The 13725-nt window shown below is 51.5% G+C and carries 16 protein-coding genes; 6 read left to right on the top strand and 10 right to left on the bottom strand.

The window, feature by feature from the left end; translation table 11 throughout:
- Positions 1-35 precede the first annotated feature (35 nt).
- The 9 genes from IV433_RS19885 to IV433_RS19845 all read right to left on the bottom strand — a co-directional run bounded on the left by IV433_RS19885 (position 36) and on the right by IV433_RS19845 (position 6013).
- The gene (locus IV433_RS19885; RefSeq protein ID WP_101074992.1) at positions 36-428 is read right to left on the bottom strand and encodes a DoxX family protein; all 393 of its coding nucleotides are present in this window, start codon (positions 426-428) and stop codon (positions 36-38) included.
- Between the two features lie 243 nt (positions 429-671).
- The gene (locus IV433_RS19880; protein WP_152327310.1) at positions 672-956 is read right to left on the bottom strand and encodes a YqjK-like family protein; all 285 of its coding nucleotides are present in this window, start codon (positions 954-956) and stop codon (positions 672-674) included.
- A complete protein-coding gene (locus IV433_RS19875) occupies positions 953-1360 on the bottom strand; it encodes a phage holin family protein (RefSeq protein WP_195815565.1) in 408 nt (135 codons plus the stop codon). Before IV433_RS19875 ends, IV433_RS19880 begins: the two co-directional genes overlap by 4 nt.
- A 2-nt stretch (positions 1361-1362) precedes the next feature.
- Positions 1363-1665, bottom strand: a complete 303-nt coding sequence (locus tag IV433_RS19870) for a DUF883 family protein (RefSeq protein ID WP_152327308.1) — start codon at positions 1663-1665, stop codon at positions 1363-1365.
- Between the two features lie 136 nt (positions 1666-1801).
- A complete protein-coding gene (locus IV433_RS19865; RefSeq protein ID WP_152327307.1) occupies positions 1802-2179 on the bottom strand; it encodes a DUF1090 domain-containing protein in 378 nt (125 codons plus the stop codon).
- A 129-nt stretch (positions 2180-2308) separates the two neighbouring features.
- Complete coding sequence (gene mzrA, locus IV433_RS19860; protein WP_370530270.1) at positions 2309-2680, bottom strand: EnvZ/OmpR regulon moderator MzrA; 372 nt, start codon at positions 2678-2680, stop codon at positions 2309-2311.
- An 11-nt stretch (positions 2681-2691) separates the two neighbouring features.
- Positions 2692-3372 (bottom strand): DedA family protein, encoded by a 681-nt coding sequence (locus IV433_RS19855; RefSeq protein ID WP_195815567.1) that lies wholly within the window; start codon positions 3370-3372, stop codon positions 2692-2694.
- 381 nt (positions 3373-3753) lie between these two features.
- Positions 3754-4530: a transcriptional regulator ExuR gene (gene exuR, locus IV433_RS19850; RefSeq protein ID WP_152327304.1), complete on the bottom strand. Its 777-nt coding sequence runs from the start codon at positions 4528-4530 to the stop codon at positions 3754-3756.
- Between the two features lie 190 nt (positions 4531-4720).
- Positions 4721-6013 (bottom strand): MFS transporter, encoded by a 1293-nt coding sequence (locus IV433_RS19845; protein WP_195815568.1) that lies wholly within the window; start codon positions 6011-6013, stop codon positions 4721-4723.
- A gap of 957 nt (positions 6014-6970) precedes the next feature.
- Here IV433_RS19845 and uxaC point away from each other — a divergent pair.
- The 6 genes from uxaC (at position 6971) to IV433_RS19815 (ending at position 12910) form a co-directional block, all read left to right on the top strand.
- On the top strand, positions 6971-8383 hold the full coding sequence (gene uxaC / locus IV433_RS19840) for a glucuronate isomerase (RefSeq protein ID WP_195815569.1): 1413 nt from the start codon (positions 6971-6973) through the stop codon (positions 8381-8383).
- A gap of 139 nt (positions 8384-8522) precedes the next feature.
- On the top strand, positions 8523-9974 hold the full coding sequence (locus tag IV433_RS19835; protein ID WP_195815570.1) for a tagaturonate reductase: 1452 nt from the start codon (positions 8523-8525) through the stop codon (positions 9972-9974).
- A gap of 10 nt (positions 9975-9984) precedes the next feature.
- Positions 9985-11475 (top strand): UxaA family hydrolase, encoded by a 1491-nt coding sequence (locus tag IV433_RS19830; RefSeq protein ID WP_195815571.1) that lies wholly within the window; start codon positions 9985-9987, stop codon positions 11473-11475.
- Positions 11476-11567: 92 nt separating this feature from the next.
- Entirely contained in the window at positions 11568-12128 is a 561-nt protein-coding gene (locus IV433_RS19825) for a YgjV family protein (RefSeq protein WP_195815572.1), read from the top strand.
- Positions 12129-12291: 163 nt separating this feature from the next.
- Positions 12292-12783 carry a hypothetical protein gene (locus IV433_RS19820; RefSeq protein WP_195815573.1) on the top strand — a complete coding sequence of 164 codons (492 nt, stop codon included), beginning with the start codon at positions 12292-12294 and terminating at the stop codon, positions 12781-12783.
- Positions 12761-12910: a hypothetical protein gene (locus tag IV433_RS19815; RefSeq protein ID WP_195815574.1), complete on the top strand. Its 150-nt coding sequence runs from the start codon at positions 12761-12763 to the stop codon at positions 12908-12910. The genes IV433_RS19820 and IV433_RS19815 overlap by 23 nt, the downstream gene beginning before the upstream one ends.
- 59 nt (positions 12911-12969) lie before the next feature.
- Here IV433_RS19815 and IV433_RS19810 read toward each other — a convergent pair whose 3' ends face one another.
- Positions 12970-13701 carry a proteasome-type protease gene (locus IV433_RS19810; protein ID WP_195815575.1) on the bottom strand — a complete coding sequence of 244 codons (732 nt, stop codon included), beginning with the start codon at positions 13699-13701 and terminating at the stop codon, positions 12970-12972.
- Between the last annotated feature and the right edge of the window lie 24 nt (positions 13702-13725).

Here is a 13725-nt window from a genome sequence, read left to right as displayed (position 1 = left end):
AGCCTGGTTACAGCGCCCTGGTGCCGGAGCAGTGATTACCAGTTTTTCTTGATCAGACGGTCGATGCTGAATGCGCCCGGGCCTGAAGCGAACAGGACGAAGAAACCGCCAGCGATGGACAGGTTTTTCATGAACATCATCTGGTTCACGCCCTGTGCAAAATCAGTGTGGAAGATCAGCGCCGTCAGGATGGTGAAGATGGCTGTGATCAGCGCAGTAGTACGGGTGAAGAAGCCGAACAGGATTGCCAGACCGCCGCCAAACTCCAACAGGATAGTCAGTGGCAGGAAGAAGCTTGGAACGCCCATGGACGTCATGTAACCCGCAGTTGCGGTGTAACCGTTAATTTTTCCCCAACCGGCAACGATGAACAGAATTGGCATCAGGATACGGGCTACCAGTAAAGCTGTGTCTTGTAACTTAGTCATTTTCTTCTCCAAAACGTAGTGTGCTCAAATTGAGCTTAAAGTGTTACCGGTCCGGTCAGAAAATGTTTCTCGCCGTTACCGCATCAGTTGATGACGAGATAATAAGTCGAACGATTACGCTTTGTTAGCAAGTAAAACTGTTGTAATGATTCAAATAAATTGAACGGCGGAAGGATTGTTATTCAAAAAGAAAAAGGGTCGGATGAATAATCACCCGACCCTTTGATGTGAATGTCGCTAAGCTTATTTGCTGGCGAAAGTCTTGCGAAACAGCCGGACGGTGCCCCAGATGCCAAATGCCCGCCGTGACCAGCGCACAATGCTGCTGGGATGGCGGATGCCGTAAACGGCAATCAGGCTGGAGCCCACGACCAGATACTTACGCATATCCACGATTTTCACCCAGCCGCGATCAATTTTCGCTGTGGCATCCAGCCAGTCAGAACCCGCCTCAGACAGCTCGGCGCGCTGGCGCTCAATCTGGCGCAGAAGTCTGACTTTTTCGATAGCGCGGTTTGGGATACTCATAGATTTTCATCCTTTTCCAGCAGCGCCCGGTCGATATCCAGCTGTTTGCGGGTGAGGCTCAAAAGCGTTGAACGTTTGGCTTTTGCCAGCGTCATCGCGCCTAAAACCACAGCAAGGAACAGCAAAACACCGGTCGCCGTGCCGATCGCAATCAGGCGATACGCCGGGTCAATCGCCCAGAAAAGGAGAACCAGCAAACTCATAAGACCAAAGGCGGTGAAAATCAGGGTAATGCCAGCCATGAGCAGCAATTGGAAAATATTGGCCTTTTCCTCTTCCAGCTCAACAACCACCAGCCTGACACGCGTTTCAACCATGCCCACCACCACGGTGGCGATGCGTGAAACGATGTCAAAAAGCCCTTTACCCGGTCCTTGTGGTGCCGGTTTTATCGGTTCTTGCATAATCAGCGACGGGCTAACAGAACGCCAATCACAACACCGACAGCGGCACCAATACCGACGCCTGTCCACGGTTTTTCATGTACGTAATCATCGGCTTTACCGGCGATTTCTTTGGTCTGAGTGGCAATCTTATCGCCCGTATCGCTCAGACGTTCGCGGGTGTCTTTCAGCAGGGATTCTGCTTTGCCGCGTAACTTATCGAGTTCAGCTTTCGGCTTATCGGTAGAGGTCTGAAGAACTTCTTCCAGCGTATCTGCCAATGACTTTAATTCAGCGCGCAGTTGTTCTGATGTATTACTAGCCATGTGTAAGTCACTCCATACGTTAACTGATTCGAACTTTTAACATAGCGGATATTCAGGTGATCGCAAATGCGAATTGTCTGTTTTAAAAAGCAAGATCCCGCATTAAAGCGCCCACCGGGCGCTTTAAGAAAGGGGATTACAGACCCTGAGCCTGTTTAAGTTCAGACTGTGCTTCTTCCAGTTTTTGCTGCTTTTTGGCGATTTTTTCGTGATTGCCATTCGCCTGAGCTTCTTTCAGTTCCTGCTCACGTTCGCGGACTTTCTCACGTTTTTCTTCGACACGTTTCTGGTTTTCAGCTTTAAGCCCTGCATCGGTGCAGTGCGCTTTATTCTCGCGCAGTGCTTTTTCCAAACCGTCGACGCGGTTCTCGTTTTTGTGCAGGCGGGCTTCGTCGATCTGTTTCTGAATTTCGTGCTGTTTGGTCACGCAGCTTTCTGGCTGAGGCGCAGCAAAGCTTGCGGTAGTGAATAACATTGCAGGGGCTAAAACGAGTGCAGATAAAGTGATTTTCATCGTCGGGCTTCCTTTTGATGGTTAAGTGATTGTGGCACTTATTTCCGTGAGTATAGATTTTTTGAATAACTAGCTTTGAAAGCATATCACCGACAAATGGGTAGTGATATCAGACAAATCCGCTGTCAGTTACCCAAACTTTAAACGATCACGATCCAGCTTGGTCAGCCAGGCTTTGGTATGAGGCGGTTCACAATACTGAATCACAAAGCCTGCGGGCAAAATGGTTTGCAACACGTCCTCTGCCATTTTGCGCTGAGCAGCGGAATCGAGCTGAACGACCAGACCATCTTCCAGCGGCGTAATACTTTTGATGTGAATGCCGCGCTCGGTCAGGCTCTGGTAAACATAAAAACCATCGGGCAGGGCCACGCCAGAACGTGCCGGGCGGATTTGCAGCGCGCTGGCCGGTGCCGGAAGGCGCGATATCGCCAGCCCGATCATGGCCGCAGCGGCCAGCAGAATAAACAGCGCTGGCCAGATAAATGAGTGTTTTCTCAACAGGCGATTCATTATGCGCTTTTGCCTTTGTTCTGGCGGTCAGCGTGCTTTTTACGCCAGAGAACGACGATGGAACCGACCAGCCCGCCAATCAGCAAAAGCACCGGCAGCAGCATCAGGCAATTCATCACCAGATCTTCGTATTTCAGGAACAGTGGCGTTTTGCCGAGGAAATAACCTAACGAGGTCAGGATCAGGATCCAGAGCAGACCGCTCACCCAGTTGAAAAACTGGAAACGGCTGTTGCTCAGGCCCGATAAACCGGCAATTGTGGGCAGCAGGGTGCGGACAAAGGCCAGAAAACGGCCTACCAGCAGTGCGGAAAGCCCGTGTTTATGGAACAAGGCGTGCGCGCGTTCGTGATATTGCACCGGCAAATGGGCCAGCCAGCTTTGGACTATCCGGTTATTCCCCAGCCATTTTCCCTGCGCGTAACTGAGCCAGCAGCCAAGGCTGGCGGCGGTCGTCAGCAGGAAAATCGTCAGCGGGAAATTCATGGCACCTTTGGCAATCAGTACGCCCACGAGGATCAGCAGGCTGTCGCCGGGTAAAAAAGCCGCAGGCAGTAAACCGTTTTCCAGAAAGATGATCATGAATAAAATCAGGTACAACGCCCAAACCAGAGAAGGGTTGGCGAGGGTGACATAATCTTGTTGCCAGAGGGCATCGATAAGCGAGCTGATAATTTCCATCTGTCGTGTAAAACTCCATCATTTTCAGTGGGTCAGCATTGACATCAGCGGAGAATATGTCTCGACGCGGCCTGTAAGCTGATAAGGTCGCCATTTCCCTGGCGGGCTATCTGGTTTTGAATTCATCGGGGATTTACACGTTTAAAGCGCTGTTTCATGCCTCGTAAACGCGTAAAAAAACGGGTCTAACTGTAACAAAATAACAATAACTCAGACAGGTAAATATAGCGCGTTGAGACCGATCATTTAAGTCCGGCGCACGTAATGGAAAGGGGTTTTACATTGGCTGACACTACTCGACAGTGTCTGACAGGATAATGCGAAATCACGCAGAAGTGGAGAAAAGGCCGGTTGGGGGGAATTTCCGGCCTTAAAGGGAATTTATTTAGTATTCAGCAGCGGCGGATCCAGATGTACAACCGGGTTTTCTGAATAGAGATAACGGTCTACGTTAAATTCGAAATCATCGCTGGTGGCGCGGAAAAGCATTTGTTTGGTGTTTTCCAGATGCTGCCACATGGCAAGTTTCGATGCATGCGGATCACGGCGAATCAGTGCTTTAAGGATCAGGTCGTGATCTTCGCACCAGCTTTCAATTGATTTCTCATCGATGTGCTCGTGCAGCTTACGCCAGTAAGGGTTATGCAAACGCTGGCTCCACATTTTTTCAACGATAGTTGAAAGCGCATTATTCTGCGTGGCCTGCGCTACCTGCACGTGGAATTTCAAATCCCATTCTGAATCACGGAAACGATCTTCCTGGCGCGCGTGCTCCTGAATTTCCATCAGGCGCATGATGTCCTGTTTGGTCACCTGCGTGGCGGCGAACTCCGCGATATTGCTTTCAATCAGCTGACGCGCCTGAAGCAGCTCGAACGGGCCGGCGGTACCAAACTCGATGCCATTATCAGGCACCACCAGATGGCGCTGCTGATTTGACATCACATGAATGCCCGAACCTTTACGGACTTCCACATAACCTTCAACTTCCAGCATGATGATCGCTTCGCGCACCACGGTGCGGCTGACGTCCATCTCATCTGAAATGAGACGTTCAGCAGGTAACTTCTCGCCAACCGGATACACACCCGTTTCGATTCGTTCCTTGAGCGTGGCAGCCAGTTGTTGGTAGAGGCGTCTGGTGTCTGTGGATTCCATATGAGTGCTCTTTAAAAGTAGTGAAACCTGCAAGATGCGAGTGTCGGACAGACCTGCAAACCTATTATACAACTACCAGTATACGATTTACGAAAGGTTGATGCACCGTGCATCGGCCACAAAGGCACTGGAGAAATGTGAGAAAGAGACAAACCCGGCAAAGAATTTTACCGGGCTTGTGATTGGCGGATCAGGCTTTCGCGGTTTTCAGCGGGGCCGGTACAGCTTCTACTGCGGAACGGTTCTGCAGTACGGTCCAGATAATGATGGCGCCGAGCAGGTCGAAGACGGCAAGAGCGGCAAACAGCGGGCTGAAACCGATGGTATCGGCCAGCGCACCCACCACCAGAGCAAACATGGTACTTGCCATCCACGCCGCCATCCCGGTCAGACCGTTGGCTGTCGCCACTTCGTTACGGCCAAACACGTCAGAAGACAAAGTAATCAGCGCGCCGGACAGTGACTGGTGAGCAAAACCACCGATGCACAGTAAAGCGATTGCCGCGTACGGGCTGGTGAACAGGCCGATCATGCCAGGGCCGATCATCAGGACCGCACCCATGGTAACCACCAGTTTACGGGAGACAATCAGGTTCACTTTGAAGTATTTCTGGAACAGCGGAGGCAGGTAGCCGCCGAGGATACAACCGAGGTCAGCAAACAGCATCGGCATCCACGCAAACATCGCGATTTCTTTCAGGTTAAAGCCATACACCTTGAACATGAACAGCGGGATCCAGGCGTTGAAGGTGCCCCAGGCAGGTTCAGCCAGGAAGCGCGGCAGCGCGATGCCCCAGAACTGGCGGTTACGCAGGATCTGCCAGGCCGACATTTTCTTGCCGTTGGTGGTCTGGTGCTGTGCTTCCTGACCATCAAGAATGTAATCGCGTTCTTCGTTGCTCAGCTTTTTCTGGTCTTTCGGGTGTTTGTAAAATACCAGCCAGCTCAGTGCCCAGATCAGGCTCAAAGCACCGGTAATGATAAAGGCGAGCTGCCAGCTGTGCATCAGGATGCACCAGACAACCAGCGGTGGCGCAATCATCCCGCCGATAGAAGAACCGACGTTAAAGTAGCCCACGGCGATAGAACGTTCTTTGGCCGGGAACCATTCGCTGCTGGCTTTCAGGCCGGCAGGGATCATCGCGGCTTCAGCCATACCAACGGCACCGCGGGCGATCGCCAGACCACCCCAGCTGCTGGCCAGCGCGGTCGCCATACAGAAGATGGCCCACATAACGGCGAACATGGCGTAACCGACTTTCGTGCCCATGACGTCAAGAACATAACCGGCAACCGGCTGCATCAGGGTATAGCAGGCGGAATAAGCGGCGATAATATAAGAATATTGCTGAGTGGTAATGTTGAGCTGAGTCATCAGCGTCGGTGCTGCGGCGGCAATGGCGTTACGTGTTAAATAGCCTAATACAGTGCCGCATGTCACCAGTGCGATCATGTACCAGCGTAACCCTTTAATCTTACCCATTTAACTCTCTCCCAGTAAATAATCCGGCAATGACAACGCACGCTGTCATGGCGTATTTCGCACCACGCTGCCTGAGCATGGGCTTCTGGCTTCCTTAAAGTGTTTTCCGGGGATATCGCCGCCAGATGATTTCACTGGGAGCGGCCCGATGTTTACGCACTGGTTTATTGTTATCTGTGCGTAAGATCCGATGAGCGTCCTGAACACCAGAATTGTTGCTTCGCCATGAGGCTGACTGCGCCTGGGAAGTGTTTTGCCCGGGCAACAGCGAAAGGACGTGGCAGGTAATCTCTGACGCTCTTGTCCGGGCGAAGCAAAGATAACTTGTCATACATATTTAAAATTTGAATGACATCACAAAACCACATTTAATTTGTGTGCTTACTTAACTTTTTTAACTACACACTTATTTACTTGAATTTACTGAGAAAATGGCTTTTTGGTTGATCCTGTTCACACTTTTCAATGAAGGATTAACATCAGGGACCAGATCACTGAAACTTAATTGGTGTAACAACTTTACGGATTGATCACATTTCGTCCGCACGCTTAACGCGGGGCGTTTTGAGTACAGATTGCGCGTTCTATTGCGCTTCTTATCAGAAGAACCCGATGGAATGGCTGCAGGCGCCGGGCGTAAGAGGCTGAGTAAATGGCGGCATTGCGTAGAAACGGTGAAACTGGTTTTGTCACATTTGGTACGAAATAACCTGTCATACAGATTTAAAGTTTGAGTGACATCACAAAATGACACTCTGATTGTGAGGATAATAAGCACCCGTGCAGTAAGGCTTCAACGCTATTATTTTACAGAGAGTTAGTGAGTTTATTGGGTCCTGAATTGCCTGCTATTACCGGCATATACCCCTAAAAAGAGCTGGACGACAACCTGAATTGGTGTGATAACTTCGCACCATTGAGAGACAACTCTACAGATTTCATGATGAGGAACCTAAGATGGCGCAGTTTTTAACAGAAGACTTCCTTCTCGACACTGAATTCGCACGTCGCCTGTATCACGACTATGCGAAAGATGAGCCAATTTTCGACTACCACTGCCATTTGCCGCCTGAGCTGATCGCTCAGAACTACAAATTCAAAAACTTGTATGACATTTGGCTGAAAGGCGATCACTACAAATGGCGTGCGATGCGCACCAACGGTGTTCCTGAACGTATGTGTACTGGCGACGCCACTGACCGCGAGAAATTTGACGCGTGGGCCGCCACGGTTCCTCACACCATCGGTAACCCGCTTTATCACTGGACGCACCTTGAGCTGCGTCGTCCGTTTGGCATTACCGGCAAACTGCTTTCCCCGTCCACCGCAGGTGAAATCTGGGAACGCGGGAATGAATTGCTGGCGCAGGACAACTTCTCTGCCCGCGGCATCATGAAACAGATGAACGTGAAAATGGTCGGCACAACCGACGACCCGATCGATTCTCTGGAACATCATAAAGCCGTCGCTCAGGACACCAGCTTTGATATCAAAGTGCTGCCAAGCTGGCGCCCGGACAAAGCTTTCAACATTGAAGCCGCCACGTTTGCGGATTACGTGAAGAAACTGGAAGCTGCGGCTGACGTTTCCATCACCCGTTTCAGCGATCTGCGTGATGCGCTGAAAAAACGTATGGATCACTTCGCGGCGCACGGCTGCAAAGTTTCCGACCACGCGCTGGACGTTGTGGTGTACGGCGAAGCGGATGACGCCACGCTGGACGGCATTCTGGCCCGCCGCCTGAACGGTGAAACGCCAACCACAGAAGAAATCGCTCAGTTCAAAACCGGCGTGTTGCTGTATCTGGCTTCTGAATATCAGCGTCGTGAATGGGTGCAGCAGTACCACATTGGCGCTCTGCGCAATAACAACACCCGTATGTTCCAGCTGATCGGCGCGGACGTTGGTTTCGACTCCATCAATGACCAGCCGCTGGCAGAACCGCTGTCCAAACTGCTGGGCGCGCAAGGTCTGGCCGGTGGCCTGCCGAAAACCATTCTGTACTGCCTGAACCCGCGTGATAACGAAGTGATCGGCACCATGGTCGGTAACTTCCAGGGTGAAGGGATGCCGGGCAAAATGCAGTTCGGCTCCGGCTGGTGGTTCAACGACCAGAAAGATGGTATGCAACGTCAGATGACACAGCTCGCCAATCTGGGCTTGCTGAGCCGCTTCGTGGGCATGCTGACCGACAGCCGCAGCTTCCTGTCTTATACACGCCACGAATATTTCCGTCGCATCCTGTGCCAGATGATCGGCCACTGGGTGGAAGCGGGCGAAGCGCCGGCAGACATCGAACTGCTGGGCAGCATGGTGAGAAATATCTGCTTCGATAACGCCAAACAGTATTTCCAGATTGAACTGAACTAAAAGCACAACGGAGCGCAGATTCCTGCGCTCCAGATAAAACACAGAAATAACAAACTATTATCCCAATAAAGAACGACGGCCACGGGACAAACTGATGTCCTCAAAGACCGGCGTCTGACCAAATTAAGGTGAATGTGAGATGCAAAGGTTAAATCGCCGTGACTTCCCAGGCCGTCAACATCCAGACAAAATTATCCAGTTCGGTGAAGGCAACTTTTTGCGGGCGTTTGTCGACTGGCAGATAGATTTGCTCAATGAACATACCGATCTGGATGCCGGTATCGTGGTCGTTCGCCCGATTGACACCGATTTCCCACCTTCACTGAGTACGCAGGATGGTCTGTACACCACGATCATCAGCGGCCTGAATGAGCAGGGCGAAACCGTGCGCGACACGCGCATCATTCGTTCCGTAAACCGCGAAATCAATATTTACCATCAGTTTGACGAATATCTGGCGCTGGCCCGCGACCCGAATATCCGCTTTGTGTTTTCGAACACTACCGAAGCGGGTATCAGCTATGTCGAAAGCGACAGCCTGAATGATGCGCCTCCGGCCAGCTTCCCGGCCAAACTGACCCGACTGCTGTTCGAGCGCTTCACTCACTTCTCCGGCGCCGCCGATAAAGGCTGGGTTTTACTGCCGTGTGAACTGATCGATTATAACGGCGAAGCCTTGCAGGAACTGGTGCTGCGCTATGCACAGCAATGGGCATTACCGGCGGCATTCACCCAGTGGCTGCAAAACAGCAATACTTTCTGCTCGACGCTGGTTGACCGCATTGTGACGGGTTACCCGCGCAGCGAAATCGACAGTTTGCAGGAAGAACTCGGTTATCAGGACAGCTTCTTCGACAGTGCCGAACACTTCTATCTGTTCGTGATCCAGGGGCCAAAAAGTCTGGCGCAGGAACTGCGTCTGGACAAACTGCCGCTGAATATCCGTCTTGTTGATGACATCAAACCATATAAAGAACGCAAAGTGGCGATCCTTAACGGTGCGCACACGGCGCTGGTGCCGGTGGCATTTCTGTCCGGGCTGAACACCGTCGGCGAATCGATGAATGACGCGCAAATCAGCCGCTTTGTAGAGCTGGCGATTGCCGAAGAGATTTCACCGGTTCTGGATCTGCCGCAGGATGAACTGACGTCATTTGCTCAGGCGGTTCTCAGCCGTTTCCGCAACCCGTTCATTCAGCATCAGCTGTTGTCTATCGCGCTGAACGGCATGACCAAATACCGCACCCGTATTTTGCCGCAGCTGCTGGCGAGTCAGGAAAAAAAAGGCATTTTGCCTCCGCGCCTGACTTTCGCACTGGCCGCCTTGCTGGCGTTTTACCGTGGCGAACGTCACGGCGAAATCTATCCGTTGCAGGACGATGCACACTGGCTGAGCCGTTTCTCCGAACTGTGGGCAAGCGTGCGCAGCGGTAACCTGCCGCTGGTCGGGCTGGTTGAAACCGTGCTCGCCGATGAAGAACACTGGGGACGGGACCTGAACACCGTGCCTGGCCTGACGGCAAAAATCACCGAACAACTGCAGGCGATTGAAGACCGTGGCATGCGCGATGCGCTGGCGGCTTACAGCTAAGAGAGCAACTATGCAAAGTATCATTCAAATTCATACTGCCGATAACGTCGCCGTTGCCCTTCGCGATATTGATGCTGGTGAGCGGGTTGAAGCAGGCGGTCACACCGTCGTTCTGGCTCAGCCGGTTGTGCGGGGCCATAAGTTTGCCCTGAGCCCGATTGCGGCCGGGGAAAACATTGTTAAATACGGCCTGCCGATTGGGCATGCGCTGACCGCGATTGAGCCGGGTGTGCATATTCACTCACAAAACGGCAAAACCAATCTCAGCGATCTGGATCAGTACCAGTATCAGCCGGATTTCGCGACGCTGCCGGATCAAATGGCCGATCGCGAAGTGCAGATCTACCGTCGTAAAAACGGTCAGGTCGGGATCCGTAATGAAATTTGGCTGATCCCAACGGTGGGCTGCGTTAACGGTATTGCCCGCCAGATCCAGTCGCGTTTTCTGAAAGAAACCAATGACGCAGAAGGCACCGACGGCGTCTTCCTGTTCACCCATCCGTTTGGCTGTTCACAGTTGGGTGATGACCACGTGAACACCCGCACCATGCTGCAAAATATGGTGCGCCATCCGAACGCGGGCGCGGTGCTGGTGATTGGTCTGGGTTGTGAAAACAATCAGGTGGACGTCTTCCGTGAAACGCTGGGTGAAGTTGACGAAGATCGTGTGCGTTTTATGACGCTGCAAAAATTCGACGACGAAGTGGAAGCCGGTCTGGAACGTCTGCGCGAACTGTATGCGGTTATGCGTGACGACAAACGTGAAACCGGCAAACTCAGCGAACTGAAGTTTGGTCTGGAATGCGGCGGTTCTGACGGCTTGTCCGGTATCACCGCGAACCCGCTGCTCGGACGTTTCTCCGACTACGTGATCGCCAACGGCGGGACTTCCGTACTGACTGAAGTGCCGGAAATGTTTGGTGCGGAACGCATTCTGATGAGCCGCTGCCGCGATGAATCGACGTTTGAAAAGACCGTTCACATGGTCAACGATTTCAAACAGTATTTCATCGAGCATAATCAGCCGATTTACGAGAACCCGTCGCCGGGCAACAAAGCGGGCGGTATCACCACGCTGGAAGAGAAATCGCTGGGCTGCACGCAGAAAGCAGGGCAAAGCCCGGTGATGGACGTGCTGAAATACGGTGAACGTCTGACGACGCCCGGCCTGAATCTGCTGAGTGCGCCGGGTAACGACGCCGTGGCAACCAGCGCGCTGGCCGGTGCCGGTTGTCATATGGTGCTGTTCAGTACCGGTCGCGGCACGCCTTACGGCGGTTTTGTGCCGACGGTAAAACTGGCGACTAACAGTGAACTGGCGACGAAAAAACCGCACTGGATCGACTTTGATGCAGGGCGCCTGATCCACGATGTCAGCATGGATCAGCTGCTGGGTGAGTTTGTGAATTTGATCGTTGCGATCGCGGATGGCCGTAAAGCCAAAAACGAAATTAATGATTTCCGCGAACTGGCGATCTTTAAAAGCGGGGTCACATTGTAACACTTCCGGATACTCGTTAGAATGAAACGGCGTTTCAAATATGAAGCGCCGTTTGCTTTTTCTACGCATCCTACGAATGAGATCTCCGAAAAATGACGTATTACTGGTTTGCCCAGTCAGTCGGTGTTCTGGCCTTTGTGGTCGGTATCACGATGTTTTTCAACCGCAGCGACCGTCGCTTTAAACAGCAGCTTTCCGCCTACAGCGCCATTATCGGCGTGCATTTCCTGATGATGGGAGCCGCACCGGCAGGCATGAGCGCCTTGCTGAACTCCCTGCGAACCCTGATTTCCCTGCGTACGCGCAATCAGTGGATCATGGTGATTTTCATCGTGCTGACGCTGGTTCTCGGCCTGAGCCGTGCGCATCACTGGGTGGAATTATTGCCGGTCGGTGCAACGGTCGTCAGCACCTGGGCGCTGTTTCGCACCAGCGGGCTAACCACGCGCTGCATCATGTGGTGCTCGACCTGCTGCTGGGTATTCCACAACATCTGGCTCGGTTCGATAGGCGGTTCGCTTATCGAAGGCAGCTTCCTCGTCATGAACGGCTTTAACATTATCCGCTTCCGCCGGTTACAGCTGCGCGGTATCGATCCGTTTGAGGTTGAGAAAAAGATCGTGAAGAAGATGGAAGAGAATCAGGCCGGATAATCGAGAGATCCACAAATTGTGGATCTCTGTCTGAAAATTCCTGTGCAAACGTGTAACGGTCATTTTTTACCTGAATCCGTCATTAATTTTTTTAATCTCATTATTGGCATGCTGAAATAAAACATTAAATTATGGCTTTTAAAATTTAATGATATTTTTCAGGATGGATAATATGCCTTTTCAGCTAAGTAGTGGTTTTAATGAGTCGCAAGAAAATGGATTTTACTATCAATCATTCAGATTTATAATAAATGGATTCCCATTTATTATGGTTTTCTTTGAAATATTGAGGAGTGATTTCGGGTATTTATGTGAGCGTGAAAAAGAAGTCGGCTTCCCTCTCCCTGCCGGAAGCTTCGACGTGAAATTCGATAGACAAAATAATGTTGATAAGGAAGAATACTACGCGCCAGCACAACCGGACGAACAGCTAAATGCGAAGGGGATGGCGGCGCTGGGTAACGTGTTAGAAATCATTCTTGAAAAACACGTAATCAAATATCATTCACAACTCTTTCTGGCCATTGCCGATAATCCCAGACTAAAACATTTCTATGATCGCTTAGCAAGAAAACACCGGCACTCATTGAAATACTCAATAGTGTCAAATATTGGATATGGAGGAAATGGATATGCCATCACTGCCCACTATTGAACAATACCGCGCGATGACGTTACGTGAACGTCAAATATTGGGAATGCAGTTATTTAAATCGGCTTATGATAAAAGCATGGCTGAAATAAATAAGCTTAATGAAACAGCTAAATTGAATCATCAATAATTATTTCCGGGCGCCATGGTGATTTACTATATCAATCGCCATGGCTTCCGGTTAAAGATTTACTCTTCCAGTTTCAGCGGCGGCAACTGAGAAAATATACTCAGTAAGCCTTCGCCCCAGCCTTTGCGGATCATGTCGAAATACGGATGGCTTTCGGTGATCCGGTGTTGCTGTGCGGTGCTGTAACTGTCTGTCGGATAGGTCATCACATCCAGTGGCAGACCGACGGAAAGATTGCTGCGCAGCGTAGAGTCCATCGAAATCAGCGCGCATTGCATTGCCTGATCCAGCGGCGTTTCGAAGTTCAGCACGCGGTCAATAATCGGTTTTCCGTACTTACTTTCGCCAATCTGGAAATACGGCGTATCGTGCGTGGCTTCGATGAAGTTCCCCTGCGGATAAACATGGAATAACCGCAGACCTTCGCCTTTTATCTGGCCGCCCAGCAGCAAGTTGCAGCTGAAATCCGTGTTCCCGCCCTGGTTCGCACCACTGTCGCGGGCGATGACTTCGCGGACCGTTTCACCCAGCAGGCTCGCGGCGTCATACATGGATTTCACGTTGAGCAGGTTTTCCCGCTCGTCGTCCAGACAGCGCCGGTGCAGCAGGCTGATAATGCTCTGTGTGGTCGCCAGATTACCGGCGCTTTGGATCACCAGCACGCGTTCATCGCTTTGATGAAATACGTGCAGTTTGCGGAAGGTGGAAATATGGTCCACTCCGGCGTTGGTGCGTGAATCTGAAACAAACACCAGGCCAGAGGACAAGCGCATGGCCACACAGTAAGTCATAGAAAAATCTTCCCATTCAGATGG

Origin of the sequence: Rahnella laticis, assembly GCF_015644585.1 — a bacterium.
GTDB classification, from domain to species: Bacteria; Pseudomonadota; Gammaproteobacteria; order Enterobacterales; family Enterobacteriaceae; genus Rahnella; species Rahnella laticis.
Note: the sequence above shows the minus strand (reverse complement) of the source record. Positions and strands in the feature narration are given on the sequence as shown.